Origin of the sequence: Chryseobacterium sp. (assembly GCF_029240215.1) — a bacterium.
Taxonomy (GTDB): domain Bacteria; phylum Bacteroidota; class Bacteroidia; order Flavobacteriales; family Weeksellaceae; genus Chryseobacterium.
In genome coordinates this window covers 19,557-44,928 of the sequence record NZ_JARBTK010000012.1, presented here as the reverse complement: position 1 = coordinate 44,928, position 25,372 = coordinate 19,557, and the positions used below count along the sequence as shown (strand labels likewise).

The following is a 25,372-nucleotide window of genomic DNA, read 5'->3' as shown; positions in this document are numbered from 1 at the left end:
TTTACATCATAAAAAAGACAACTCATTGCTGAGTTGCCCTATATTTAATATTATTTTAAACTGATTAATTAACTTTCTGCCAAACCTGACTTCTCCCGAAAAGAGAAACCCCCATATAACCTCTTACATTCAGTTTATCACCAGTTCTTGTGATGGTACATTTGTAAGTTTTTCCTGTTTTAGGATCTGTAATTGTTCCGCCTGTAAATTCTTCACCGTCTTTTACCAGACCTCTGATGATTTCCATGCCTAAGATTGGTTTCCCTTTACGGTCATCTTTACATCCTGTACAATTAGGGCTTGTAGGTTTGATCAATAGCTGAGAAACTTTGCCGTAATATTTACCGTCAGACTTTTTCCAGATTTCTACAATAGATTTTGCCTGTTTTGTTTCATCATCGATTGTTTTCCACTTTCCCTCGATTTGTGCGAATGACATTACGCTGAATAAAGAAAGTACAAGTGTTGCTAATAATTTTTTCATACTATTTATTTTAGTTTAATTTTATTGATAGATCATAAATTTGTTCAATAGTTAAAAATAGAAATAAATTTTAAACATGCAAACATTTTTATTATCCAACGCATATATTACAATATAAGGACCAATTTTTTAAATTAAACATATAAAAAATTAATTCAGCTTTCTGTTGATTACCCTGTTCATATAATCCTGATACCATGCTTTTGCGATAAGTTTTCCTTTTTCAGTTTCAGGAGTTTTTATTTTGTCATTTAAATTATTTTCAAATCCTAGATCGTTTTTGTCATAAATACCGGTAATATTTTTACCATCAAATCGATAAATGTAATTTCCGATAATAAATTGTTCCGAAGTACCGTCAGAATTAACGATCAGTGAAGGATATTTTTTCTCGCTCAGCAAACTTCTTCCCCAGCTTCTTACTTTTTTATTATATCCTATCAAATCTGCCAAAGTCGGGTAAATATCGATCTGCTGTGCAACTTCATTATTCACACCTTTTAAATTAAATTTCGGATTTGGAGAATAGAAAATCAACGGAACAGCAAAACGGTTCATCGCTTTTTCATATTCGGGATAATAAATCTGGTTGGGATGATCACCTGTGAACACAAAAATGGTATTGTTGTACCAAGGCTGCTTTTTAGCCGTTTCAAAATATTTTTTAATTGAATAATCTGTGTACTGTATTGGCTCATGCATTTCAACATTTCCTTTTTTAAACTTCCCCTTATATTTTTCAGGAATTTTAAATGGATGATGTGAGGAAGCAGTAAAAACAGTTGCCATAAAAGGTTGTTGCTTCCCTACATTTTTTGCAAAATATTGAAGAAAAGGTTCATCCCAGATGGCCCACATTCCGTCAAAATCTTCATTGTGGTTGTATTCGTCTTTTCCGAAATAATGTTTAAAGCCTAAAATATTTCCAAAGCCTAAAAATCCCATCGATCCATTCGGAGCACCGTGATAGAAGGATGTGTCATAACCCATTTCGTTACATACCGAAACAATCGACTGTATTTTCTGATTGGAATAAGGCGAGCTCGTAAAAGCATCCGTCAAACTCGGAATTCCTGCCAAAATGCTGCTCATCCCATGAATCGACTGTCTTCCGTTGGCAAAAGTATTCGGAAAAATCAGACTTTCGTTTGCTAAACTGTCTATAAAAGGTGTGTACGAAACGTAATCTTTAATGTTTTTATTTTTATTAAAAGCACCGGAATATTCTCTACCGAAAGATTCTACAATAAAAATAACCACATTGGGTTTATCCTGCATCTGTCTGTCGTAGATTTTATAAGGCTGAATATTTTCGTCAATGAATTTCTCATCCACAAAATGAACCTCTTTAAAATTATTGGTTCCTAAAGTTCTGAAAAACGAAAAAGTGCTGTTGAGAACCATATTTCCCTGCAGAGGTGTTTTCACAAACTTATTGGCATCAACCAGGTTGATCGGTCTTGTACTGTGCTTAAAATCACCTCTGATTCCTCCTACTACTAAAACAGCAGTCACACAAATGCATAGAACAGACCATAGAAAATAAGGAAACAACTTCACAGGTTTTCTTTCTGTAACTTTTATTTTTTTATAAAGAAAAACCCAAAGAGCCATCAAAACAACAAACCAAAAGATCACAAACGGATGTTCTTTCGTAGAAACTGCGAAAACTTTTAAAATATTTGTTTCATGTTTTGCCACCTGAAAAGCAGCAGAAGTCAGTCTTGTCTGAGAAAATTTATAATAAATAAAATCCCCGAAATTCATTGAATAAGCAATTCCGTTGGTGATAAAATACAGCCAGAAAAGAATTTTTTGGTAAACTTTTTTGGTGTTTATGATGATTGGAATTAAACTTAAAAGTATAAATAACGAATTGACATACAAAATTGCAGTCGTGTCAAACGCAATTCCGTGATAAGCAAGACTGAAATAATCTGAAACACTGTCAACTTTTATTAAATCCTTATTGAAAAACCAGAACAGAAATCTGGCAAACTGGTAAAAAACAAAGGCCAAAAAAATCCTGTAGAATAAAATCAGGACTTCTTGTCTTCTAAATTCTTTAAAAAAATTCATTTTTATATCACGCTTTTAAAGGTCAAAATATGACCGCCCGATTGAGATGAAGTTTATAATCACGGCGGTTTTCAAGCTGCAAATTTAAGTTAAATTCATAGTATTGTAATTTTTAGTACATATTAATTAAGGTTAAAATTTTTAAAAAATGTAATTTTGCTTTTATGAATTTCATTAAAAACAATCTGGCAAATGCCATCACACTCGGAAATTTATTTTCAGGCTGCGTCGGGGCTGTACACCTGATTTTAGGCGATTATCAAACGACTGCGATCTGTATTATTCTATCTCTGGTTTTAGATTTTTTTGACGGATTTGTAGCGAGAGCTTTAAAAGCTAACTCCAATCTGGGAACTCAGCTTGATTCTTTGGCAGATATGGTAAGTTTCGGATTGATTCCCGGTTTGGCAATGTTTAAAATGCTTGAACCTTTCGGAAATGATTTTTTCGGTATGCATCTTCCTTTTGAGATTAAATATCTTGGTTTTTTCATTACATTATTTTCTTGTTTAAGACTGGCGATATTTAACTTAGACGAAGATCAGAAATATTATTTTAAAGGTTTGAATACGCCTTCTAATACTATTTTAATTTTTGGGATTTACTATGTTCTTCAAACCGAAATATTTTCAAAACCTGAAAATCAATTCGGAACATTACACATAAGTATAAATCTAGGCGCTGAATTTTGGTTACTTTTAACAGCAATTTCTTCATGGCTTTTAATTTCACCAATCAAAATGATTGCAATGAAGTTTAAATCAATGAAACTTCAGGATAATTATCCTAAGCTGGCTTTATTAATTGGCTCAATTCTTATCTTAATTATATTTAAAATTGTCGGAATTCCAATTGTGATTTTATATTATATCTTTATTTCACTTATCTTTCAAAAACAACTTAAATAGTTATGAATTTTGAGTTATCAATTATTAGTTAATAAAACCAATTCTTACAACTCATTGCTCATAATTTACAACTTTATAACTCCTTAAAAATGAACTTAAAACTGTATAAACCGCTTTGTATCTTTGATCTTGAAACTACAGGAACCAACGTGGGAAAAGACAGAATTGTTGAGATCTGTATTCTAAAAGTAAATCCGGATTCTTCGAGAGAAAGCAAAACCTGGAAAGTAAATCCCGAAATGCCTATTCCGCTGCAATCGAGTGAGATTCACGGGATTTATGATGAAGATGTGAAAGATGCTCCAACATTCAGAGAAATCGCTCCGAAAATTGTTGAAATGATTTCTGGCGCAGATTTGGGTGGTTTTAATTCTAACCGATTTGATGTTCCGTTATTAGCGGAAGAATTGCTTCGTGCAGATTTCGATTTTGATTTGAGTAAATTTAAATTAGTTGATGCGCAAACGATTTATCACAAAATGGAACCTCGAAATCTAGGTGCGGCGTACAACTTTTACTGTGGAAAAACTTTAGAAAATGCGCACTCGGCTGAAGCTGATGTTTTGGCTACTTTTGAAGTTTTAGACGCACAGGTTGGAAAATATGATGATGTTCCAAAAGATATCAATGCATTGAGCGAATTTAGCTTCCACAATAAAAATGCTGATTTGGCAGGATTTATCGGGTTTAATGATAAAAATATAGAAGTTTTCAACTTCGGAAAATATAAAGGTCAAGGTGTGAAAGATGTTTTCAAAAAGGATCTTGGCTATTACGGATGGTTGCAGAATGCTGATTTTCCGTTGTACACGAAGAAAGTCTTCACAAAAATACAGTTATCAAGCAGATTTTAAATTATGAGTGATTTGGTTAAGTTCAAATTTTACGAAACAGCTCTCGAAGCGAACAGAGATAAACAGATCTTAGCTGAAAACGACATTCAGAGCTTCATTGCCAACGAGCAGCTTATACAATCAGATTGGTTGCTTTCACAAGCAGTTGGCGGAATTCAATTACAGGTTTTTGAAGATGACTTTGAGAACGCCGAAAAGATTCTGACCGATTACCACGAAAACAATAAATTTTCTTTGGAGGTAGAACATACTGTAGCAGATCCAAAATTTGATTTTGTCTGCCCGAAATGTGGCTCCAACCATATTTACAGAGACGACAGCTCAACGAGTTTCTTTGGAATTTCACTTTTGAGCAGCCATAAATTTGTGTGTTATTATTGTGAGAATGAGTTTACTCACGAGTAGTCTATATGATTGAAAAAATAAAAAAAATCGGGAAATTCTTACTTGTTGCCGTAATTCTCGGAATCATTTTTAGCTTAGGAAAATATTTTTTAATTTGGAATAAAGTTGAGATTGACAATCATCTGAGTAAAAAGATACTATTCAAGGATTTTAATCATCAAAAACAGCAATATATTGACGGTGGAGACAGTGAAGAAATTAAAACCAATAACTTCCGAACAAAAATTGACAGTCTCTCAACCGAGTCTTATAGTTCTAATATTAGTAATAATAATTTTTCTTTAGAAATAAAACTTTTGAAAGGAGATGGATTCAGCGGCGGAGGTTACAGTATAAATATTATAAATAACCGATACAAAATCTCGTCTTATCACTATACCGATAATCATAGACCTTTTGATTTTATGAATGAGGAATATTATAAAATCATTGACAGTAAAGTGATTCTTGATAAAGATTCATATAAAAAAGGAGACAGCATTTTTGGATATACACAACTGAAAGTTCAGAAAAGATATGGTCCTGAAAAATATTTTGAAGAAGGAGAAGGCTATTTTAAGGGAATTGTAAATTAAATAAATTATGAAAATAATCTGCATAGGAAGAAATTACAGCGAGCACGCAAAGGAACTGGGAAATGCAATTCCTGACAAACCTGTAATTTTCATGAAACCGGACACGGCGGTTTTGAAAGGAAATGATTTTTATATTCCGGAATTTTCCAATGATGTGCATTACGAACTTGAAGTTGTAGTGAAAATTTCTAAAGGCGGAAAATATATTCGGAAAGAAACAGCTAATAAACATTATGATGAGATCGGTTTGGGTATTGATTTTACCGCAAGAGATCTTCAGAGCGATTTGAAATCTAAAGGCTTACCTTGGGAATTGGCAAAGGGTTTTGATGGTTCTGCCGTAGTTGGAAATTTCTTTAAAAAAGAAAATTATGACCTTGAAAATCTGCAGTTTTCACTTCTTAAAAATAAAGAAAAAGTACAGCAAGGAAATACAAAAGACATGATCTTCAAAATTGATGATATTATCGCTTTTGTTTCACAGTATTTCACATTGAGGGTGGGAGATTTGATCTTTACGGGAACTCCGGAAGGTGTTGGAAAGGTTTCTGAAAATGATGTTCTGGAAGCTTATCTTGAGGAGAAAAAAGATTTAGACATCAGAATATTATAAGTTTTTAACATTCAGTATTTCTAATTTTTCGTACCTTTAAAAGACAAATTAAAATATAAAAATATGATAAATATAGTACTGCCTGTAGATTTTGGCGATAAAACAGACCAGCTTGTAGACGGAGCTATAGAATTTGCAAAGAAGGTCAACGGAAAGATCAATCTAATCCACGTTGCACCTGCCGATATAGGTTTTGCGATCGGAGATATGGGTTATCAATATTTCCCGGAAATTGAAGAAAACGAAATCAGAGAAGAATTGGTACTCCTCAATAAAATCAATCAAAGAATTCTCGCTCATGATATTGACTGCGAACACCTTTTGAAGCAAGGGATTGCAAAAGACATCATTCTGGAATATGCAGACACAAAAAATGCAGATTTCATCGTGATGGGATCACATGGCAGAAGCGGAATTTATGATGTTTTTGTGGGAAGTCTGACGAAAGGAATTACGAAAAGTTCCAAGATTCCCGTATTGGTGCTTCCGATTCATGATTAATATTAAAAAAGCAAACATAAAAAAGACCGATCAAATAAATTGACCGGTCTTTTTACTATATAACCAATTAATTAACCTTCTTTTTTGTAGATCGTAGGATCGTAATAAGGGTGTTTGCCCTCAGTCGGAGAATAATATTCTTTGTCTTTGTCTCCTCCAAGTGTTACCACCAAGACATAGCACCAATATGTAAATAGTACGCAACAAACAAGGAATAAAATCCAGTTGAGTACGTTTCCAAAGGTTGTGAAAAAACCAAAAGACCATTTGAAAACATCACTTAAGAATAGAAAGAAAGACGTCATTATTTTCCTTTTTTAAATTAACTTTGCACAAATTTATAAAAAATGTTTAGATTACTTTCAAAAGAAAGCAATATTTTTTCAATTCCTGTTTATATTGGTTTTCTTCTTTTAGTAGTAATTATATTTAATATACTGAATTTCAATACGTACGAAGCAATTATTGCAGTCATTACATTTTTGGGGATTGCGCTTGGATATTTTTGTTTCAACACCATTGCGCTGAATTACCAGACGCATCTACCGTTATTTTTATACACATTTTTTATTTTCGGTCTTTATCCCGGCAGACTTGACATCGGAGTTGCTGTTGCATTGCTTACCAATTCGTTTCTTTTGCTTCTTCTCACCAGTACAGATGAAGATCTCAGGAAAAAATCCTATGTTTTGGTAGGATCTATTTTAGCCTTAAATTTTATTTTCTTGCCAACAACATGGCCAATGATTTTCTTTGTACTGATTCACCTGATCGTTACTTCAGAAAGAATTGGTCTTAATATTTTCAGATTTATTCTGGGAATGTCTTTAATAGCATTAAGTTATTTTTCGCTGATGTTTTTTATGAACTTCAATGACTGGAATGTTGATTATCTGCCGTTCGGAAAAATGAGATTTATTACAGAATATAAAGAGCTTCTGCCTTTGATTCCTATTGTGCTGATGCTGATATATGCCATCTATGACCATTTTAAACACTATAATAAAAAAAGTCCCGTGAGCAGGTACAAATATACTTTCCTTCTTGTTTTCTCGTTTGCACAGGTAGTAAGTATTGTGATGTACATGAACAGTAATTATGAATATTTACTGCTACTGGCATTTCCGGCAACAATTATTCTGAGCAGAATGCTGAGGTTTTTACCGAAATACTGGATGCAGGAAGTAAGTTTGTGGCTGATCATTGCCTGTCTGATCGGTTTTAAAGCCGGAACCCATTTCAATTTATTTTAAAAAAAAAGATTATGATTCAAATAGACGATAAATTAATTTCTGAAGATATTTTCTCTGAGGAATTTGTTTGCAACCTTACCAAATGTAAAGGTGCATGTTGTGTGGAAGGTGATGTTGGTGCTCCGTTAGATAAAGACGAGCTTGTGATTTTAGACAATATTTTCGATAAAATAAAACCTTACCTTACCACAGCCGGAATAAAAGCTTTGGAAGAGCAGGGGACATGGACGACTGACCCAACCGACGGAATGTATGTAACACCAATGATTGAAGATGCAGAATGTGCCTATGTAACTTTTGACGAACGTGGAATCACCAAATGCGGAATCGAAAAAGCATACGAAGATGGAGCTGTAGACTGGCAAAAACCAATCTCTTGTCATTTATACCCAATAAGAGTTACAGAATATTCTACTTTCTCAGCTTTAAACTACCATGAATGGCCAATCTGTAACGATGCCTGTACTTTGGGCAAAGAACTTCAGGTTCCTGTCTATAAGTTCCTGAAAACACCTCTGACCAGAAAATATGGTGAAGAATTTTATTCTACTCTGAGTGAAGTTGCTGAGGAGTGGAAAAAGGAGTATGGAAGCTAGTTTGATTAGTTGAAAGCTATACATTTTATATAAAACAAAACCACCGCAGAAAATTTTCTGCGGTGGTTTTTATTTAATCGACTAAGATTATTGAATTATTTTGCTACAGTTGCTTTTACCGTTGTAGTTTCAGCTTTTTTTGGTGCGCTTTCCCAGCCGTCTTCCGGCATAAGAGTGGCAACAATTCTGTTTTTAGTCAGATACTTTTTAGCAACATCCTGAAGGTCTTTTACAGTCAGAGCTTTCACTTTATCCTGATAGTTTAAGATTTCGTACTTGTCGCTTCCATCCAGCTGGTTTTTAGTCAATGCATTCATCCAATACATATTGTCTTTCATATTGGTTTTGTCGTCATTGTATTCGCCTTCTTTGTATTTATCAAGATCTTTCTGATCCGGACCTTTATCAATTAATTTCTGAAGTTCTGCGATAGCACTTTTCGTCAGTTTGTCTGCATTTTCAGGGCCACAAGGGAAGCTGATGCTGAATGAATAACTGTTGTAAGGTACTTTACCCATATAACCTCGTGCTCCGCCACCATAAATTCCGCTCTCATCTTCTCTCAGTTTTTCAATTACTTTAATGGTTGCAACTTCACCTAAAGCTTCCAAAGCAAGGGCATCTTTCTCGTTATAAGGTGCTTCTCCCGTGTACACGATCTGTACCATACTTTTAGGATCTTTTCCTTTTTTGTAAACCTTGGTATAGTCACCCATTACCTGTCTGTAACCTGTATCTTTGTATTTCGTTTCTTTTCCGGTTGAAGGAAGGCTTGCAATATATTGTAAAACTTCATTTTTAAATGTAGCCTCATCAATATTTCCTACAAAGTAGAAGTGGAAATTACCTGCATTGGCAAACTTTTCTTTATAAATACCATATGCCTTTTTATAATCGGTCGCTGCCCAGTCTTTTTCCATAGGGATAATACCTATGAATCTTGGGTTTTTCTGATTTAAGAATTTAGCATGCTCACTGGAGAAATAGAACTGAGGATTTGAAAGCATATTGTCAAGCATTGCAGACTGCTTTGTTTTATATGCGTTGAATGCTTCCGGGCTGTAATTTAATCCTGTGAAATAAGAATAAATTAACTCCATCGCAGTTGGGAGGTCTTTCTGACTGGTTCTTCCTGAAACTCCTTCCGTTAAAGTACCGATTGACGGGTTGACACTTACTTGTTTTCCTGCCAAATAATTGGTGAGATCAGCTTTTGAAAAACCGTTTACACCTGCTTCAGATAACGCCTGATATGCAAACTGAGTTTTATTGTAATCAGCATCAGGAATGATTGAGTTTCCACCCAGACTTCTTCCTGCGAAAACAATTTCATCATCTTTGAAGTCGGTCTTTTTGAATGTTACTTTTGCACCGTTTCCTAAAGTCCATGTTGTTGTACCCAGTTTAGCATCAGTTTCAGTTTTAGCAATTTTACCTTCAGATTTGAAAGGTTTTACTAAATTTTTGATTGTTGCTTTTTCTTCGTAAGGTTTAAGATCAGCCATTTTTACATTATCGAAAGTCTTCAGAACCATTGCTTCTGTAGGCATCGTTACGTTGTCTTTTTTAGGACCTGTAATAGCGATAACACGGCTGTCTTCTTTTACCATTTTCTTAATGACATCATTCGTCTGAGCCAATGTTACCGATGGTAAAAACTTCTTGGTATCTTCATATTCCCATGCTATTCCCGGCATTGGTTCCTTTTCAAGGAAGTTTCTGACATATTCGTCTACCAACATATCGCTTTCTGTCTTGTCGCGGTTGTTGTACGATCTTTCCATATTAGACATGATTTGAGCTTTGGCTCTGTCTAATTCGCCTTGGGTAAAACCAAATCTTTTTGCTCTTTCGGTTTCTTCCAAAAGCACATTCAGTGCGCTCAGCTGGTTTCCTTCTTTCACCATTGCAAAACCCTGGAATGCTTCTTTGGTTCTTGCATAGGTTCCTCCGTGATACACAGATCCGAATGTAAATGGCGGATTGTTTGAATTCACCAATTCTCTCAATCTGTTATTCAGCATCGTAGTTGCCACGTTCTCAATAAGGCTCTGATTGTATTGCTCTACCGTAACATCCGGAGTATAAGCATCCGAATCTTTCATGATAAACTGAACCATAGAGCTCGTAGCATCAGGGTCAGTCTCTATTGCTACAAGAGTTTCCTGGTGATTGGGTAAATCAAAAGTTTTTCTTTCTCTTGGCTTAGAAGGGTTTTTATATTTGCTAAAATTATCTTTAATTTTTTTCTCAACCTCATCGACGTTGATGTCTCCCACCACCACAATTGCCATCAGATCGGGTCTGTACCAGTCTTTGTGGAATTGTCTGATTACGTCAGGCTTGAAGTTTTCAAGAACTTCTTTTTTACCGATAGGAAGTCTGTTAGCATATTGAGATTTGTGTAAAAGTTTAGGTAAATATTTATCAGACATTCTTTTGTCTGCACCTAATCCCAATCTTAATTCTTCTAAAACAACGCCTCTTTCTTTATTGATCTGTTCATCGGTAAGAGTTGCATTAAACGCCCAGTCTTCCATTACTTTAAGACCTGCATCAAGGTTACCAGGCTTATCCAAAGGAACCGGAAGCATGTAAACCGTTTCGTCAAAGCTTGTGTAAGCGTTAAGGTGCTGCCCGAATTTTACCCCGATTGATTGTAGAAAGTCTACCAGCTTGTTATCCGGAAAATTTTTGGTTCCGTTGAAGTTCATGTGCTCCATAAAGTGGGCAAGACCTCTTTGGTTTTCATCTTCAAGAATAGATCCTGCGTTGATTGCCAGACGGAAATCTACCTTTTTTTCCGGTAGAGTGTTTTTTTTGATGTAGTACTTCATGCCATTAGGAAGAGTACCTGTTTTTACAGAAGCATCCATCGGGATATTCTGTGCGAATCCACTGGCTGAGGTCAAAAAGACAACACCTAATGACAATAGAATTTTTTTCATACAGTTGAAATTTAAATTTTGCGGATAAAAATATGCATTATTCACAATTGCAAGAAATTTCAGTTGTCATATTTTAGTTAAAATTGCGTTAAAATTTTGATATTAAAAAAGACCAGGAATTTTCCTGGTCTTATGTGTGTTGAAATTTTTATATTTTATTTGAAATCAGCGTCACTTACTCCAGAGTTCAAAGTGACTTTTGTGGTTCTGATGCTCACTTTTTGTCCGCCGCCTTCAGCTTCAATCAACTCAGGGAATTTGATTCCGTCTACAGTCATATAGCTTTTCATGATAGCATCACCTTGAGGAGATCCTGCTTTGTAAAGCAATCCTGTGGCTGCATCAAAATAAAATTTTCCTTTTTCTGAAGACAATACATTGTAATCTTTACCGTCTATTTTCTCAACTGTTACAGCCTGAAACTTTGAAGCATCATATCCTAATGCATCAATTGTTTTGCTGTTTTTAAGCTCAGCAATCTGCTCTGCAGGGATATCACTTTTGTTCCCCATCTGGCTCCTGTATCCTTTTTCACCATCGAAAACCTGAGTCATTTCCTGTCCCATTACAGTCTGCACAGATTTGAATTTGTTTCCCATTTTTTTGGTGGTGGAATTAATATCCATTCCTTGAGCATTGATCACGTTTTCAATGATGGCAGACTTTACAGATTCCAGCTTTGCCTTACCTCCAAGAGCGGTAAGATAGTTGTCAATCACCTGTTTTGGAGTGATCTGAGATGTAGCAGCTTCAGATTTTATGGTAGCCGTAGATGTTTTTTGCGCCATTGCCGGTGTAGAAAAAACTATTGCGCAGAAAAACGGAAGAATTATCTTTTTCATATGTAAATATCTTTTTAAGATGTAAATATAAGGATATTGTGTAATATGGAATTATCCTGTTTTACATTATATAAAAAAACTCCTGTACTTTATGATTATGAATTTTGCTATTCTTTGAAAAATCTTGCTGTACCTGCATTTCCGTTTTTATCGATCATCTGTAAAATGTAACTTCCTTTTGATAAGTTTGATACGTTCAGCTGTGGTGTTTTTGAATTATTCTTTTCAGAATATACCTTTTGACCTACCATATTAAAAATATGGAATTCTGATACATCTTTTGCTAATTTTATATATAGGTAGTCTTTTACAGGGTTAGGATAAACAGACAATCCTCCGTCTATTTCTACAGATTTTACGCCCAGATTATCAAGAGAACTGATCTTTACATAAGAGAAATTTGCCTGTAATACGTTTCCTGTACTTTGCCAGCATCCACTTACTAAAGTTCCATATCCTGTGGTAGTGGTTGTCATAGAATGGGTACCCGTACTCGAGCCATTACTGCCTGTGTGGCGTATTTCTATTACAAGATTATTTCCTCCTGTATATAAATAAGGTGTGTCAAATGTTATATTATAAGTGAAAGCATTGGGATCACCTCCTATCGTAAATGCGCCGGTAGGAATCATCATACTGCCTGATCTTACCTGCGTTTGTGTACCCACGATGTTTGCAGCAAAATTGAGTTGCCTGTCTGCCGGGTTTACCCCATTACTCAGGAAAACCTGATAGCTTGGATAAGTTGTATCCGCAGAAGGCCACACAACAGTTGCAGTACTCGAAAGTCTGAACGAAATAGAAGTAAGATATTTTCCTGCTAATGTGGTGAGCTGAGAATCATCAATGATCATTTGATACGTCCTTGCAGAATTCACAAGTGGACCTAAAAAAGTTCCGCTCGTATTGTTTTCGGGTACTACCTTTGAGGTCTGCGCTCTTAATACAACAGGATTGATAAACATCAAAATTAAGCTGAATAAAAACACAGCAACCGTGCTTCTCTTCTTTGTTTCGAAAAAGATTTGAATTTTCTCTTTTTTGAATTCTGTAAAAAATAGATTTGCTTTCATGTGGTATGTTTTTGATTATCATAAAGATACAATAATATTTTATATAATAATATTTATATTCTCGACATAGTTTTTTGGCAAATACCAGGCAAAAAATATCAACAAAGTTCCATGTACAACGAAGGGAGTCTTGCTATTCATTATAATTAAATTTCACCATCTGACTTATCTTTTTTAGCTTTGCCATAAATTTTTCATCCATAAAAATGCAAAAAGATTTTTTTAAATATCAGGCACAAACTACGCAGTTTGCCGCAGGTTTTGAAGTAGAGAAAGCAGAGGGAAGTTATATTTTCGGGAAAGGCGGTAGAAAATATCTTGATTTTGTTGCGGGAGTTTCTGCCAATACTTTAGGTCATTCTCATCCCAAAATTATTAATGCCATCAAAGAACAGGCAGATAAATATCTTCATGTGATGGTTTACGGAGAATATGCTCAGGAGAAACCAGTTGAGCTATGTAGATTATTAGCTGAAGCGACTCCTGATCCTTTAGAAATTACCTATTTGGTAAACAGTGGAGCAGAAGCTATCGACGGAAGTTTAAAATTAGCCAAAAGATACACCGGAAGAGAAGAAATCGTTTCTTTTAAAAATTCTTATCATGGGAACACACACGGAGCGTTGAGTGTCTCAGGAAATGAATATCACAAAAGAGAATTTCGTCCGTTGTTGCCGATGGTTTCCTTTATTGAACTTAATAATGAAAATGATTTCGAGAAAATAACAGAAAGAACTGCCTGTGTTATTCTTGAGACCATTCAGGGGGCAGCAGGGTTTTTAGTTCCTGATGATGATTATCTGATTAAACTTAAAAAGAGATGTGAAGAAGTTGGTGCTCTTTTAATTTTAGATGAAATCCAGCCAGGCTTTGGAAGAACAGGGAAATTGTTTTCTTTCGAACACTTCGGAATCGTTCCTGATATTTTAGTAATGGGCAAAGGAATGGGTGGCGGAGTTCCTGTGGGGGCTTTTATGAGTTCAAAGAAAATCATGGAAACTCTTTCGCATTCACCAAAGTTGGGACATATAACGACTTTCGGAGGAAATCCTTTGATTGCAGCCGCATCTCACGCTACTTTAAAAGAAGTTTTGGAAAGCGGATTGATGAATGAAGTGTCTGAAAAAGAAGAACTGTTCAGAAAAATTTTAATCCACCCGAAAATTAAAAATATCAACGGAAAAGGTTTAATGCTTGCTGTAAATCTTGGAACCCCGGATTATACACTGGATGTTGCAAAAAGATGCATGGAGAAGGGTTTGGTTGTCTTCTGGCAATTATACAGAAATGAATATCTGAGAATTTCACCACCACTCACTATTTCTAAAGATGAAATTGAAGAAGGATGTAAAATCATTCTTGATGTATTGAATGAAAACTAAAGTAAACTGAAAAACCTCTTTATCGAAGAGGTTTTTTTATGATATACCATAAAATTAAAAACAAAAACCCAAACGGAAAAATTTAAATTTATTTTTCTGATAAATATCATTCATAATGCATAAAAATCTATTTACTTTTTTGTGTAATAAAAAAATTAATTTATATATTGCGTGACGTTAAAAATAAGTTATATGGCGAAACATAAAGTCCATTACGAATTCCCAATGCACTGTCTTTCAGAGATTTTGTATGAATATTTGGCTAGTGCTGAGGGATTATCCGAATGGTTTGCAGATGATGTAATAGAGAAAGGTGACGATTTCTATTTTAGTTGGGGTGGAGGTTCTGAAGAAAAAGCGACTTTGATCAGATATAAGCCTGAAAGTTTCGTGCGTTTCAGATGGGAAGAAGATGAAGGTACCAAAAACTTCTTTGAAATGACCATCACAATCGATGATATTACAGAAGATCTTGCTCTTAATATTACAGATTTTTGTGAAGAAGGTGACGAAGAAGAAAATGCTTTGTACTGGGAAAATCTGATCGAAAACCTTAGAATAAAATTAGGTGCTGCTTAATAATTTATAAGCAGACCGACTTAATGGTAAAACTGATGAACGATTTATCGTTCATTATTTTTTTATAAACAATCATACTTTGGATAATACATATTTTACTTCAGAAGAGCTCGAGTTGAAAAACAGAGCGTTTCTTTTGGGAGATGCTGTGAAAGTTTCATTTTTTGTAAGAAATTCTCATCTCATCATGGATGAAGAATGCTATTTCTTCCTGATGGCATCTATGAGAAAAATGAGGATGAATATTCCTTTGACCTATACTTTAGAATTTTTTCAGAATCTTTTTAATGAAAAAGTAATTCAGGAAAAAGAAATAAAAAACGGAATCATTAATTTTCTGGTGTACAGAAATTCTGACGGTGCGATATTGTCAAAATCTACTATTTCCTATTTCTTTGAAGTAAATGAGATGGATGATGTTTTGGCAGTTAATGATAGGCTTTTGGAGCTTGATTTAATTAAAGAAATCAACGTCAACAATAATCTTTTAAGTAATATCAGAGTACATTGTCCCGAAAATATTTATGCAGGAATTTATGCGGAGGAAAACGATCTGGATGATGTTATTCTTTTAAATCCAAATAAAAGAATTGCACGTTCTACTTCAGGAAATCTATTGTTTCTGGAAGGAAAAGTAATTAAAGTTCCCAAGCATTCGGAAGGAGCTTACATTTCTCCGCTGCTCGAAAACTTTGTAACATTCCTTCATAAAAATAATCTTGCTGATATTCAGGAACATGAGATTATTGCTTTTGAATCTCAAAAAGCCGAAGAAATATTAATGATCTCTGACGAAAAAGGAATTTTTTCTGTGAAAAAAATTAGAAATAAAACATTTGAAAACTCCAGATTTTTAGAATTGGTAGAAGGATGGAAGAATAGTTTTTCAAACTAAATTGACAAACCCGGTAAACAACATTCACGTCCTTTACCGGGTTTTATTCTGATACAATCAGAAAAGTGTATTTTCACTTTATTTTTCGGTAATAATCTCGATAAATTTTTTAGCAACTTCTTTTTGCCCTGTTTCACTAATCAGATATTTTCTATCTTCTGTATTATTGATAAATCCTAATTCTACCAACACGGCAGGAGATTTTGACTCTCTTAATATATGAAGGTTTTTCTCTTCGATCTTACATTCACCGAATTTTTTTGAAATTTTCTCAGCCAAAGATTTAGAAGCTTCAGTATTTTGAGTAAAGATCTCATGACCTTTTATTGCTGATTCTTTTGCAGGACTTCTATTGATATGAAGAGAAATCACCATTTCAGGATTCAGCTTATTTATCATTGCAGTTCTGTCGGCTAAGGTTGCGTAGGCATCAGAATCTCTTGTGAGAACTATTTCATAATCATCCAGATCTTGATTGTGTTGTTTTATTTTTGAAGCAATATCAAGAACAATTTGCTTTTCAGAAACACCGTCATAGATTGCTCCCATATCATTTCCTCCATGTCCGGCATCAATGACTATGATTTTTTTATCGATTGGTTTAAAAGATAAAAATGCAACGGCAAAAAGAGGGACAATAAGTAATTTTTTAACGTTCATAGTTTTGTTTTTTTAATTTATCAAAGAACGTGAAAAGTATGTTAAAAATTATGTAATGGATACTTAAAGTTTGTTAAATGTAAATCGCTTCTTTGTGAAGTAATGACTAGTTTAATGAAATATCTTCCGGTGCGTTTGCCCATAAAAGATATTCTCCTCCAAGGTTTTGCATGATAGATTTCCATAAAGTCTGGTCATTTGGGAGGGTGTAATCGAGATTGTAAACATCCACAACCGTCCACATTTTGCGGTTGATCTCATTATCTAGCTGCAACGCTCCCCACCCGGAATATCCGGAGAATATCTTAACATCATCAATGCCGATTTCTTTACTCAGAACCGAGTTGATCACTGTTTCGATATCTTCAGTTACATAAAATTCAGGGTTAATCTCCGTGTATATTTCTGAAACTTTCTTTCCTTTAATGATAAAAAAGACTTTTTCGTTTTCTACAGGTCCTCCATCATAAACTTCTATTTTAAAATCAAAGAAGTTTTTGAATCTGCCACTCATCTTAGAATTTTTCTTATTCAGGATCAAACCAAAAGCGCCATTCTCGTCATGTTCTATGATAAGGACTACTGATCTGGAAAAAATATCTCCGGAAATATCAGGCGTGGAAATTAATATTTTACCTTTGTATGAGTAATTCATACTCAAATTTAATAAAAATTATTTATGGAAAACCTTCATGATAAAAGAAAAGTCTACGGAAAATCTCAACTTATTGAAAGTGAGATTAAAGAGAATCCGATCGAGCAGTTTAGAGATTGGTTTTTGGATGCGTCATCAAATCCGACGGTTTCTGAGGCAAATGCGATGGCAATTTCTACTCTGGAAGATGACGGCTGCCCGAGAACAAGAATGGTTTTGCTTAAAGAATACACATACGAAGGTTTTATTTTTTATACTAATTACGACAGCAGAAAAGGAAAAGCTATTGAAAAAACGCATAAAGCCTGTCTTCATTTTTTCTGGCTAGGTTTAGAAAGACAGATTATTATTAAAGCAGATTTAGAAAAAATTGCTAAAAATTTAAGTGACGGATATTTTCATTCCAGACCGAAAGGAAGTCAGCTTGGAGCAGCTGTTTCGCCACAAAGTAAGGTTATTCCGAACAGAGAATTCTTGGAAGTGAAATTAAAAGAACTGGAAACTCAGTTTGAAAATTCTGAAGTTCCGAGACCCGAAAATTGGGGAGGATATATTGCAAAACCTTACGAAATAGAGTTTTGGCAGGGAAGACCCAATAGATTGCACGACAGGATTATTTATTCACTGAAAGATATCGACTGGGAAATTTCCAGATTGGCACCGTAATATTATATTTGGTGGCTGACCACCCAAAACAACAATAAAAAAACCTCATCGAAAGATGAGGTTTGCATTTTTATGATCAGGTTGATTATTTTTTCTTAACACCTGAAACTGCAGTTGCTAAATCAGCACCAGCTTTAAATTTAGCTACTTTCTTAGCAGCAATTTTGATTGGCTTCTTAGTTGCAGGGTTGATTCCTTGTCTTGCAGCTCTCTCAGATACAGAAAATGTACCGAATCCTACTAAAGACACTTTTCCGTCTTTTTGTTTTAGAGTTGTAGAAACGTTAGAAATGAAAGATTCCAAAGCAGCTTTTGCTGCAACTTTAGTAATTCCTGCATCTTTCGCAATTGCGTCGATTAATTCAGACTTGTTCATAATTTTTATATTAAAAGTTAGTTAGTAATTGTAGCAAATATAAAACAATTTTCAAATTGTGCAAATTTTTTCTAAAAACTTGTGATTATTTTTTGTTTTAACTTGAAAAAAATCAAAATATCATAATTTAAGATTTCACTAAAAATCCACGTTTCGAGATACTAAAATCATGCCAACTGCTTATGCTTATTGGCTTTCCAAAAAAAAAGATATTAATTTTTATATTTATTAAATCCTAAATTCCATGCTTAGTTTTGAGTGTTTTATAGATTTCTTTGTAAAATATGTAATCGGATACAAAATATATTATTTTGTTCAGAATTAAACGCTTGTTTTTGTGGAAGTTCTAAAATTCACTTTACCATCATTTTATTAAATATTATTAATAAATTTGCATTATGTTAATAGAAGTATTTAAATCTAAGATTCACAGGGTAAGAGTGACCGCTTCTGACCTTAATTATATAGGAAGTATAACCATTGACGAAGAACTTATCGAAGCAGCAGGTTTGGTTGTAGGAGAGAGAGTTTATATCGTTAATGTAAACAACGGAGAGCGCTTTGATACTTATGTAATCAAAGGTAAAAGAAAATCAGGAGAAGTATGTCTGAATGGTCCCGCTGCAAGAAAAGTGCAGAGAGATGACATCATTATCATCATTGCTTATGCACAAATGACTCCTGAAGAAGCCAAAGATTTTCAGCCGAAAATCGTTTTCCCGGACGAGAAAACTAACCTTCTTACCTGATTCATGGAAAAAAAATCGACCAATCCTTTAAAATCTGTTCTTACCATTGTCATTTCACTGGCGTTTGCAGGATTTTTTCTGTGGCTCGCTCTCAGAGGTTTTGATTTTGACGTGGTGCAAAAATCCTTATCAAAAGCCAATTATATGTGGGTTTTGTTTGCCGCTGTATTTGGTGTTTTAGCATATTGGTTCAGAGCAGTTCGCTGGAATTTATTGCTGGAACCGATGGGACACAGTATTTCAACCTCCAATGCATTCTGGACAATCTCTTTCGGGTATTTGATGAATTTAACGATTCCCCGAAGTGGCGAGGTTGCACGGGCAACAGCTTTGTATGGTGTTGAAAAAGTGCCAGTTAGTAAGTCGGTTGGAACGATTATTTTAGAACGAGTCATTGATCTTATCTGTATGATGGGGTTTCTTGTACTGACGGTTATTTTTAAATTTGATGCTATTGTGTCATTTTACGATTACGTTACTACTAAAAAGAAAATAAGTAAGGAAGAACATATTCCAAATGGATTTGAGGAATTTTTAATGTCACTAGGAATTAGCGATTTTGATTCTTTTTATTTGATAGTGAAAGTTTTAGTCTTACTTTTGATTGTCGGTGTAATTTTCTATTTGATTAAATTTAAAAGGGTTCAGCTTATTCAATTCGGAAAAGGAATTTGGGAGGGAATCGCTTCAATTTCAAAACTGGAAAAAAAAGTAAAGTTCATTCTGTACACACTAGGAATCTGGATTTGCTATTACATGGCTGCTTATCTTGTGTGTTTTGCATTACCTGAAACTTCAGATTTTACTATTGCTGACGGATTTTTCATTATCGTTGTCGGTACTTTAGGAATGATCGTTCCTGCAAGTGGAGGCATCGGAGCTTTTAATCTGGCAATGAAATATGGTTTTATGGCATTGTTTATCTCAATGGGAAAAAGTGCAGAATTTGGGGGTGAAATGGGATTAACGTATTCATTTATCTCTCTTCCTTTACAAATTGTGATTATGCTGACAACAGGATTATTGTCAATTCCGATGTTGGCAAAGGCAAGAAACAAACTTGCTGCAGAGACTGATTTTAAATCTGTTTAAAATAAATTTCAACAAAATACACGGCCTGGTCTTTTTTGATCGGGCTTTTTAATGTTTTTTAATCTGATTATTTGGAAATTTGGCAAATCAAAACTATCTTAGACTTAAAGTACAAAAATATGGCAATTAACTTACAGAAAGGACAGCGAATCGATATCGGGCTTACAAAAATGACGATAGGTCTTGGTTGGGATCCCAATGAAGGAACGGGTTACGATTTTGATCTCGATGCTTCTGCGATTATGATTGATGCTCATAGAAAGCTTGTAAGCGAAGATTATTTTGTCTTTTATAACAATCTGAGTTCTCCTGAAGGCGCTTTAACACATACAGGCGATGATCCGAGCGGTAAAAACAGCGACGGAGATGATGATGAAGCGATCATGATTGATCTTGAAAAAGTGGATTCCAGAGTTGAGGAAATTCTTTTCGTCGTAACGATTGAAGATTTTGAACGAAGAAGACAAAATTTTGGACAGGTGAGAAATTCATACATCAGAATTGTTGATCAGAATAATAATCAGGAGATTGCAAAATATGAACTTGACGAAGATTTTTCTATAGAAACAGGAATTGAATTCGGAAGATTATACAAAAAGAACAGCAATTGGAAATTTGAAGCTTCGGGAATTGGCTATCGTGCTGATTTGGGTTTCTTTTTAGAGAAATATTATAAAGGAGAGATTATTAAATAACTAAAAAAGTATGTTGAAGCATACTTTTTTAGTTTAGGATTCAGTATTTTAATCTTGTTTAAATTATCAATCAATTTTCAAAAAGAAAAGCGATAACCACAGTTATCGCTTCAAAAAAAACTAACTTCCGCCACCGGCTCTGCTTGATTCCTCAAACTTCACCTGTTTGGTTGCTCCTTTTACATTGTTGTTTCCGAATTTGTAGGTTACGGAAAGATAAATGTTTCTTGTAATTACTTTATTATAATATTCGACATCATAGTTTGGATAATATTCTGTTCCTTTTTCACGGTTGGTATTCAGTAAATCATTTACGTAAAGATTGATCATTAAGTTTTTCTGCATCAGATTTAATTTTACTCCGGAATAAGCTGAGAAATTACCATTAAAATAGGTATTTCCGCTTCTGTTGGGGATGTTACTCCATAATCCAAGCATGATGGTGACGGTCTTTTCTTTGTTTAAAAAGAAATTGTTATCAAAATTAAAATTGGCTCCATATCCTGCAGCCGCAGCAACTGCTTGTGGGTCATAAGATTTTGATTTGGCATAAAAACCGTTGACAAAAATATTAGATTCAAGCCATTTCAGTTTGTTATAATTGTATGAAATATTGATTCCTGCCTGATCTTCATTATAAAAATTCTTTACAATGCTGTATTTCTGGTTTCCTTCAACAACCTGAATTCTGTCTGAATTGTTTTTGTTGTAATTATAATAAGCGGTAATGTTGAAATTATTTTTTAAAACATATCCGAATTCCAGGTTATCTGAGAAAGACGGCAATAAATACGGGTTTCCGGTTCTGTACTCAAACTCTGAAATAATGTATTTAAAAGGATTCAGATTTCCAAAATACGGTCTACTGATTCTTCGCGAATAATTTACAGAGAACGTATTGTTGTCATTTGCTTTATAGCTCAGATATGCGGTAGGAAAAAATTTGCCGTATTTGATGTTTGTGGTGATGTTGTCGTTGACAGAGATTCCTTCGAGGTTGGTGTATTCATACCTCAATCCAGCTTTGGCATCCCATTTTTCATTGATTTTAAAACTTGTGGAAGCGTATGCAGCGTAGTTTTGCTCGTTATAAAAGAAGTCATTGCTTCGAGCGGTATTTCTGATATTCTGCCCGTTTTCAATATCAAAAAAATTGAAGTAGGAATCATTTTTAATGGTTGTATATTTTAATCCGGCTTCTGTTTTTATTTTTGCAAAATTCTTTTCAAGATCTGCCTGTCCGGAGTAGATTTTATATTGACTTATAGGATTTACAAATGATGAGGTTGTAACATCTGTAACTGTATTGTAAAGGTTTTTTGCATTGGCATCGTTTAGCATTACATTCGCTGAAAGACTCAGTTTGCTTCCCAGTGTATCTAATTTTAGATCATAAAAAGCTGTGGCATTGTGTACTTTTCTGATATTTCTGTTATCCGAATCCGAATAAAAATTCTGTTGAACATTATCAGTCTGTCTTTGAGTATAGTTTTTTGCCTGTTCTATCGGATTGCTATACGAATAATTGTAATTGACCCCGACCAGGTTTTTATCGTTGATTTTGTATTCACTTTTTATATTTCCGCCTTTGTAGCGGTAGTTATTTGAACCTCTGCTGTCGGTATTCCAATAATCTGTATTTCCTTTTCCTGTAAGGTAATTGTATGATTTCTGTTCCCAATAGTTGTCACCCAAAGATAAGTTGGTTGTGATGGAAAGTTTTTTACCCTGATAATTAAAGCTTGCTCCGCTTCTCGTAGAAACTGCCGGTCTGTTCCAGTAATAACTCCCGGATGTCTGCAAAGAGCCGTTCCAGCCGAGACTTGTGTTCTTTTTTAAAACAATATTGATTAATCCGCTTTTTCCCTCCGCTTCATATTTTGCGGGTGGAGTAGTGATTACCTCGATCTTTGCAATATCATCTGAACGCAAAGTTTTAAGATAATTGATCATTTCCTGCCCGGAAAGATTAAGTAATCGATCATTGACCATAATTGCGACATTGCTTTTTCCTGCAATGGAAATTGCGTCATCGGTTGCACGAACCATTGGGGTTTTCGCCAAAGCTTCCACTGCATCAATTCCTTGGGAGGCAACAGAATTTTCAACATTAAAAACCAATCGATCTACTTTTCTTTCAAAAAGTTTTTTCTTCGCCGTCATGGTTACCCCTTCTATTTTTTGTTCGGCAGGTGCGTTTTCTTCTTTTATTTCAACGTTCTTAAGGAGATTTCCTTTTACGGTAATGTTTTCTGTGTTTGTGGTAATACCGTCTTTGATGATCTGTAAAATATAATTTCCATCTTCTTTCAATGGGATTTTAAATTTTCCTTTTTCGTCTGTGATGGCAGAGAATTTTGAATTTTCTTTGGTTAAAAGAATTTCGGTATCGATAGCAGGCTGATGAGATTTATCGGTAATGGTTCCTTCAATACTTTGTGCAGATATAAATGCTGATGAGGCAATCGCAAAAAGAAGAACTATTTTTTTATTCATGTATATTATTTTACTATTAAGACAACCGTAAATGGTAAAATATTACAACACAGTGGGAGATAATTTTTAAGTATTTGATTTTAAGTACGATTGTTTATCTTTTAACTACAGTTTTACAATTCTTTTTCCTAAAAATTAAAAATTCTATAGTTGTAATTAATAGATAAACTATTGAGAAAATAACAAAGGTCGTCAGAACACTGTATGAATGATAATCAATTGATAAATCAATAAATGAGAAAAGCAGATGGCAGTCCCAAAAAAGTAAGAAGTGATAAAAAGTAATTATTCCTGATTTGCTCAAATAGATTAAGAAAAAAGAGTAGTGAAAAAGCGATCATTCCAAAAAGGTACATGATTGAGAATCCCAGATCTAACAGGATTTCCAAAATATGTAAGAAAGCTTCGAATAAATTTGTGTCAGTCGATACTTTTGAAGCAATGACAATTCTATACACCACAAAAAGCGTAATAATAATGAGAATATGAATCGACCATAACTTAATTATCAATTTTTTCAATGACAGGTGTATTGTTTTTACATAAAATTGACGAGAACTGAATTTCTGCAACAATAAATAAAATATCAATTGCGAATCTTCTGTAACTTTTTAATAACCAAAACCAGAGGAAAATAAACTAACGATGCAATCATTCAGTGATAGGTGTTTATCTAATTAATTTTGAAAATTCTAAATCTACCTATTTCTTAGATGGAATAAATCCTTAGCTTTTTCTCACCGCCCGAATCAATTTTTCATTTCTCTTCTCAGCTCTTGCATTTTGTAAAGATAACGCTGCCCAGATTGCAGCGGGAATCCAGCCGAGGATAGTGATCTGTAAAATGAAACAAATAATTCCGGTGAAAATTTTTCCACGAACGATGAATGATAAAAATGGTAAAAGAATTGCAAGTAGCATGATGATTATTTTTTATAAAAGTAATTATTTAAAAATTAATCTTGTTATCCGAAGGTCTATATTTGACTTTATACAAAATACAATCTTTTAATCTGCCATTTATTTTTCAATGTCGGTCGGTTTCAAATAAAAGCCAACAGTTATTAGCGTCTGTCGGCAAGTTCTGTGGGTGTTACTCCGAAATGTTTTTTGAAAGCGTATGAAAAATGCGATAAGTTTTCAAATCCTGTTTCTAAATACACTTCAACAGGTTTTCTATTTTTTTCGGTAAGTTGGTAATGTGCCAATTTTAAACGCTTTTGTGTCAGCCAACGTTGTGGGGTTGTGCCGTAAATGGTCTTAAAATCTCGCTTAAAAGTTGATAAACTGCGTCCTGTCAGGTAACTAAACTTTTCCAAAGGCATATTAAACATAAAGTTCTTTTCCATAAAATCTGCTAACTCAATTTTATAGGGTTCTTCAAAGTTTGCCAATATGTTGTCAATGCTTTTGTCAATCGTTCTGAGGATAGAGATTGCTTCTGTGATTTTTAATGAAGCAATATTTTCGGGAAATTTTTCCTGCACATCAAAGTAAGGTATCAGCGAAGCAAGGCAACTTTCTAATAATGGATGTTTATCAAAACTTAGAATTTTTTGTGTAGCGGTAATTTTTGTTTTTAAGGTCTCATTAGCATAGAATGCTCTAAGTCGGTCAATAGACAAGTGCATTACTACAGACTTGTGTGGGAGCCCGTCTTTTGGATAATTGATAATTGTCGCCAACTGATTTCTCGGAATAAGAAAAATATCACCTGGTGTAAACAAATAACTTTGGTCTGCCTGAATGATCTTTGTTTCACCCGAAATGAACCACACAAGCATATGGTGATCAAAAACGACCTCCGTTTTAAATAACTTGTCTTCGTAAGAAGAAAGTTTAATATCGTCTGTTATATATTTTAGATGAAATTCCATATTGTTTGTGTAGTTGCAAAGGTACAATTATCAATTAATGCTAAATAACTATTCTTTATTTGGACCAATGATAAAGAGTAACCACGAATGCTCGAATTCAATCTTTAATTTTTCTTTTG

27 protein-coding genes are annotated in these 25,372 nt (G+C 34.2%); 15 read left to right on the top strand and 12 right to left on the bottom strand.

Going from position 1 to position 25,372, the window contains the following annotated elements:
• Window positions 1–64: 64 nt before the first annotated feature.
• Together K0R77_RS16785 and K0R77_RS16780 are read right to left on the bottom strand one after the other, a co-directional pair.
• A complete protein-coding gene (locus K0R77_RS16785) occupies window positions 65–484 on the bottom strand; it encodes a DUF2147 domain-containing protein (protein WP_300355056.1) in 420 nt (139 codons plus the stop codon).
• 150 nt (window positions 485–634) lie between these two features.
• Window positions 635–2,563: an LTA synthase family protein gene (locus tag K0R77_RS16780; protein ID WP_300355053.1), complete on the bottom strand. Its 1,929-nt coding sequence runs from the start codon at window positions 2,561–2,563 to the stop codon at window positions 635–637.
• A 164-nt stretch (window positions 2,564–2,727) separates the two neighbouring features.
• On the opposite strand from K0R77_RS16780, the gene K0R77_RS16775 reads away from it, so the two are divergent.
• From K0R77_RS16775 to K0R77_RS16750, 6 genes are all read left to right on the top strand, one after another.
• A complete protein-coding gene (locus tag K0R77_RS16775) occupies window positions 2,728–3,471 on the top strand; it encodes a CDP-alcohol phosphatidyltransferase family protein (protein WP_300355051.1) in 744 nt (247 codons plus the stop codon).
• A gap of 89 nt (window positions 3,472–3,560) precedes the next feature.
• On the top strand, window positions 3,561–4,325 hold the full coding sequence (locus K0R77_RS16770) for a 3'-5' exonuclease (RefSeq protein ID WP_300355047.1): 765 nt from the start codon (window positions 3,561–3,563) through the stop codon (window positions 4,323–4,325).
• 3 nt (window positions 4,326–4,328) lie between these two features.
• The gene (locus K0R77_RS16765) at window positions 4,329–4,730 is read left to right on the top strand and encodes a DUF2007 domain-containing protein (protein ID WP_300355045.1); all 402 of its coding nucleotides are present in this window, start codon (window positions 4,329–4,331) and stop codon (window positions 4,728–4,730) included.
• Between the two features lie 5 nt (window positions 4,731–4,735).
• Window positions 4,736–5,305: a hypothetical protein gene (locus K0R77_RS16760; protein WP_300355042.1), complete on the top strand. Its 570-nt coding sequence runs from the start codon at window positions 4,736–4,738 to the stop codon at window positions 5,303–5,305.
• 7 nt (window positions 5,306–5,312) lie between these two features.
• Complete coding sequence (locus K0R77_RS16755) at window positions 5,313–5,918, top strand: fumarylacetoacetate hydrolase family protein (RefSeq protein ID WP_300355039.1); 606 nt, start codon at window positions 5,313–5,315, stop codon at window positions 5,916–5,918.
• Between the two features lie 63 nt (window positions 5,919–5,981).
• Window positions 5,982–6,419 (top strand): universal stress protein, encoded by a 438-nt coding sequence (locus K0R77_RS16750; protein ID WP_300355035.1) that lies wholly within the window; start codon window positions 5,982–5,984, stop codon window positions 6,417–6,419.
• A gap of 71 nt (window positions 6,420–6,490) precedes the next feature.
• Here K0R77_RS16750 and K0R77_RS16745 read toward each other — a convergent pair whose 3' ends face one another.
• Window positions 6,491–6,724 carry a hypothetical protein gene (locus K0R77_RS16745; RefSeq protein WP_300355032.1) on the bottom strand — a complete coding sequence of 78 codons (234 nt, stop codon included), beginning with the start codon at window positions 6,722–6,724 and terminating at the stop codon, window positions 6,491–6,493.
• Window positions 6,725–6,766: 42 nt separating this feature from the next.
• Between K0R77_RS16745 and K0R77_RS16740 the strand changes: the two genes are divergently transcribed.
• Window positions 6,767–7,672, top strand: coding sequence for a DUF6427 family protein (locus K0R77_RS16740; protein ID WP_300355029.1), 906 nt, complete (start codon window positions 6,767–6,769; stop codon window positions 7,670–7,672).
• An 11-nt stretch (window positions 7,673–7,683) separates the two neighbouring features.
• Entirely contained in the window at window positions 7,684–8,268 is a 585-nt protein-coding gene (locus tag K0R77_RS16735) for a DUF3109 family protein (RefSeq protein WP_300355027.1), read from the top strand.
• Between the two features lie 95 nt (window positions 8,269–8,363).
• Here K0R77_RS16735 and K0R77_RS16730 read toward each other — a convergent pair whose 3' ends face one another.
• The 3 genes from K0R77_RS16730 to K0R77_RS16720 form a co-directional block, all read right to left on the bottom strand.
• Window positions 8,364–11,216, bottom strand: a complete 2,853-nt coding sequence (locus tag K0R77_RS16730) for a pitrilysin family protein (RefSeq protein ID WP_300355025.1) — start codon at window positions 11,214–11,216, stop codon at window positions 8,364–8,366.
• A gap of 155 nt (window positions 11,217–11,371) precedes the next feature.
• A complete protein-coding gene (locus K0R77_RS16725; protein WP_300355022.1) occupies window positions 11,372–12,058 on the bottom strand; it encodes a hypothetical protein in 687 nt (228 codons plus the stop codon).
• Window positions 12,059–12,165: 107 nt separating this feature from the next.
• Complete coding sequence (locus K0R77_RS16720) at window positions 12,166–13,131, bottom strand: T9SS type A sorting domain-containing protein (protein WP_300355019.1); 966 nt, start codon at window positions 13,129–13,131, stop codon at window positions 12,166–12,168.
• A 206-nt stretch (window positions 13,132–13,337) separates the two neighbouring features.
• Here K0R77_RS16720 and K0R77_RS16715 point away from each other — a divergent pair, with 206 nt between their 5' ends.
• The 3 genes from K0R77_RS16715 (at window position 13,338) to K0R77_RS16705 (ending at window position 15,987) form a co-directional block, all read left to right on the top strand.
• A complete protein-coding gene (locus tag K0R77_RS16715) occupies window positions 13,338–14,513 on the top strand; it encodes an aspartate aminotransferase family protein (protein ID WP_300355016.1) in 1,176 nt (391 codons plus the stop codon).
• Window positions 14,514–14,705: 192 nt separating this feature from the next.
• Window positions 14,706–15,092 carry an START-like domain-containing protein gene (locus K0R77_RS16710; protein WP_300355011.1) on the top strand — a complete coding sequence of 129 codons (387 nt, stop codon included), beginning with the start codon at window positions 14,706–14,708 and terminating at the stop codon, window positions 15,090–15,092.
• 79 nt (window positions 15,093–15,171) lie between these two features.
• On the top strand, window positions 15,172–15,987 hold the full coding sequence (locus K0R77_RS16705) for an aminotransferase class IV (protein WP_300355008.1): 816 nt from the start codon (window positions 15,172–15,174) through the stop codon (window positions 15,985–15,987).
• A gap of 78 nt (window positions 15,988–16,065) precedes the next feature.
• On the opposite strand, the gene K0R77_RS16700 is transcribed toward K0R77_RS16705, so the two are convergent.
• Window positions 16,066–16,647 carry an N-acetylmuramoyl-L-alanine amidase gene (locus K0R77_RS16700; RefSeq protein WP_300355005.1) on the bottom strand — a complete coding sequence of 194 codons (582 nt, stop codon included), beginning with the start codon at window positions 16,645–16,647 and terminating at the stop codon, window positions 16,066–16,068.
• A gap of 106 nt (window positions 16,648–16,753) precedes the next feature.
• Window positions 16,754–17,302 (bottom strand): YqgE/AlgH family protein, encoded by a 549-nt coding sequence (locus K0R77_RS16695; protein ID WP_300355002.1) that lies wholly within the window; start codon window positions 17,300–17,302, stop codon window positions 16,754–16,756.
• A 24-nt stretch (window positions 17,303–17,326) separates the two neighbouring features.
• Between K0R77_RS16695 and pdxH the strand changes: the two genes are divergently transcribed.
• Window positions 17,327–17,968 (top strand): pyridoxamine 5'-phosphate oxidase, encoded by a 642-nt coding sequence (gene pdxH, locus K0R77_RS16690; protein ID WP_300354999.1) that lies wholly within the window; start codon window positions 17,327–17,329, stop codon window positions 17,966–17,968.
• 85 nt (window positions 17,969–18,053) lie between these two features.
• Here the strand turns inward: pdxH and K0R77_RS16685 are convergent, their stop codons facing one another.
• Window positions 18,054–18,344 carry an HU family DNA-binding protein gene (locus K0R77_RS16685; RefSeq protein ID WP_300354996.1) on the bottom strand — a complete coding sequence of 97 codons (291 nt, stop codon included), beginning with the start codon at window positions 18,342–18,344 and terminating at the stop codon, window positions 18,054–18,056.
• Between the two features lie 398 nt (window positions 18,345–18,742).
• On the opposite strand from K0R77_RS16685, the gene panD reads away from it, so the two are divergent.
• The 3 genes from panD (at window position 18,743) to K0R77_RS16670 (ending at window position 20,880) form a co-directional block, all read left to right on the top strand.
• The gene (panD, locus tag K0R77_RS16680; RefSeq protein ID WP_050379386.1) at window positions 18,743–19,093 is read left to right on the top strand and encodes an aspartate 1-decarboxylase; all 351 of its coding nucleotides are present in this window, start codon (window positions 18,743–18,745) and stop codon (window positions 19,091–19,093) included.
• A gap of 3 nt (window positions 19,094–19,096) precedes the next feature.
• The gene (locus K0R77_RS16675; protein ID WP_300354988.1) at window positions 19,097–20,185 is read left to right on the top strand and encodes a lysylphosphatidylglycerol synthase transmembrane domain-containing protein; all 1,089 of its coding nucleotides are present in this window, start codon (window positions 19,097–19,099) and stop codon (window positions 20,183–20,185) included.
• Window positions 20,186–20,304: 119 nt separating this feature from the next.
• Window positions 20,305–20,880, top strand: a complete 576-nt coding sequence (locus K0R77_RS16670; RefSeq protein WP_300354985.1) for a TerD family protein — start codon at window positions 20,305–20,307, stop codon at window positions 20,878–20,880.
• Window positions 20,881–21,000: 120 nt separating this feature from the next.
• Here K0R77_RS16670 and K0R77_RS16665 read toward each other — a convergent pair whose 3' ends face one another.
• The 3 genes from K0R77_RS16665 to K0R77_RS16655 form a co-directional block, all read right to left on the bottom strand.
• Window positions 21,001–23,376, bottom strand: coding sequence for an outer membrane beta-barrel family protein (locus tag K0R77_RS16665; protein WP_300354983.1), 2,376 nt, complete (start codon window positions 23,374–23,376; stop codon window positions 21,001–21,003).
• A gap of 726 nt (window positions 23,377–24,102) precedes the next feature.
• Window positions 24,103–24,297 (bottom strand): YqaE/Pmp3 family membrane protein, encoded by a 195-nt coding sequence (locus tag K0R77_RS16660; RefSeq protein ID WP_300354980.1) that lies wholly within the window; start codon window positions 24,295–24,297, stop codon window positions 24,103–24,105.
• A 143-nt stretch (window positions 24,298–24,440) separates the two neighbouring features.
• Entirely contained in the window at window positions 24,441–25,253 is an 813-nt protein-coding gene (locus K0R77_RS16655) for a helix-turn-helix domain-containing protein (RefSeq protein WP_300354977.1), read from the bottom strand.
• Window positions 25,254–25,372 lie beyond the last annotated feature (119 nt).

Excerpts from the sequence above, each read along its gene's own strand:
- K0R77_RS16750 (WP_300355035.1), top strand. The coding sequence starts at position 5,982 with ATGATAAATATAGTACTGCCTGTAGATTTTGGCGATAAAACAGACCAG.
- K0R77_RS16730 (WP_300355025.1), bottom strand. The coding sequence starts at position 11,216 with ATGAAAAAAATTCTATTGTCATTAGGTGTTGTCTTTTTGACCTCAGCC.
- K0R77_RS16745 (WP_300355032.1), bottom strand. The coding sequence starts at position 6,724 with ATGACGTCTTTCTTTCTATTCTTAAGTGATGTTTTCAAATGGTCTTTT.
- K0R77_RS16760 (WP_300355042.1), top strand. The coding sequence starts at position 4,736 with ATGATTGAAAAAATAAAAAAAATCGGGAAATTCTTACTTGTTGCCGTA.
- K0R77_RS16700 (WP_300355005.1), bottom strand. The coding sequence starts at position 16,647 with ATGAACGTTAAAAAATTACTTATTGTCCCTCTTTTTGCCGTTGCATTT.
- K0R77_RS16670 (WP_300354985.1), top strand. The coding sequence starts at position 20,305 with ATGGCAATTAACTTACAGAAAGGACAGCGAATCGATATCGGGCTTACA.
- K0R77_RS16780 (WP_300355053.1), bottom strand. The coding sequence starts at position 2,563 with ATGAATTTTTTTAAAGAATTTAGAAGACAAGAAGTCCTGATTTTATTC.
- K0R77_RS16655 (WP_300354977.1), bottom strand. The coding sequence starts at position 25,253 with ATGGAATTTCATCTAAAATATATAACAGACGATATTAAACTTTCTTCT.
- K0R77_RS16735 (WP_300355027.1), top strand. The coding sequence starts at position 7,684 with ATGATTCAAATAGACGATAAATTAATTTCTGAAGATATTTTCTCTGAG.
- K0R77_RS16725 (WP_300355022.1), bottom strand. The coding sequence starts at position 12,058 with ATGAAAAAGATAATTCTTCCGTTTTTCTGCGCAATAGTTTTTTCTACA.
- K0R77_RS16685 (WP_300354996.1), bottom strand. The coding sequence starts at position 18,344 with ATGAACAAGTCTGAATTAATCGACGCAATTGCGAAAGATGCAGGAATT.
- K0R77_RS16775 (WP_300355051.1), top strand. The coding sequence starts at position 2,728 with ATGAATTTCATTAAAAACAATCTGGCAAATGCCATCACACTCGGAAAT.
- K0R77_RS16765 (WP_300355045.1), top strand. The coding sequence starts at position 4,329 with ATGAGTGATTTGGTTAAGTTCAAATTTTACGAAACAGCTCTCGAAGCG.
- K0R77_RS16665 (WP_300354983.1), bottom strand. The coding sequence starts at position 23,376 with ATGAATAAAAAAATAGTTCTTCTTTTTGCGATTGCCTCATCAGCATTT.
- K0R77_RS16740 (WP_300355029.1), top strand. The coding sequence starts at position 6,767 with ATGTTTAGATTACTTTCAAAAGAAAGCAATATTTTTTCAATTCCTGTT.
- K0R77_RS16720 (WP_300355019.1), bottom strand. The coding sequence starts at position 13,131 with ATGAAAGCAAATCTATTTTTTACAGAATTCAAAAAAGAGAAAATTCAA.
- K0R77_RS16695 (WP_300355002.1), bottom strand. The coding sequence starts at position 17,302 with ATGAATTACTCATACAAAGGTAAAATATTAATTTCCACGCCTGATATT.
- K0R77_RS16715 (WP_300355016.1), top strand. The coding sequence starts at position 13,338 with ATGCAAAAAGATTTTTTTAAATATCAGGCACAAACTACGCAGTTTGCC.
- pdxH (WP_300354999.1), top strand. The coding sequence starts at position 17,327 with ATGGAAAACCTTCATGATAAAAGAAAAGTCTACGGAAAATCTCAACTT.
- panD (WP_050379386.1), top strand. The coding sequence starts at position 18,743 with ATGTTAATAGAAGTATTTAAATCTAAGATTCACAGGGTAAGAGTGACC.
- K0R77_RS16755 (WP_300355039.1), top strand. The coding sequence starts at position 5,313 with ATGAAAATAATCTGCATAGGAAGAAATTACAGCGAGCACGCAAAGGAA.
- K0R77_RS16710 (WP_300355011.1), top strand. The coding sequence starts at position 14,706 with ATGGCGAAACATAAAGTCCATTACGAATTCCCAATGCACTGTCTTTCA.
- K0R77_RS16785 (WP_300355056.1), bottom strand. The coding sequence starts at position 484 with ATGAAAAAATTATTAGCAACACTTGTACTTTCTTTATTCAGCGTAATG.
- K0R77_RS16660 (WP_300354980.1), bottom strand. The coding sequence starts at position 24,297 with ATGCTACTTGCAATTCTTTTACCATTTTTATCATTCATCGTTCGTGGA.
- K0R77_RS16675 (WP_300354988.1), top strand. The coding sequence starts at position 19,097 with ATGGAAAAAAAATCGACCAATCCTTTAAAATCTGTTCTTACCATTGTC.
- K0R77_RS16770 (WP_300355047.1), top strand. The coding sequence starts at position 3,561 with ATGAACTTAAAACTGTATAAACCGCTTTGTATCTTTGATCTTGAAACT.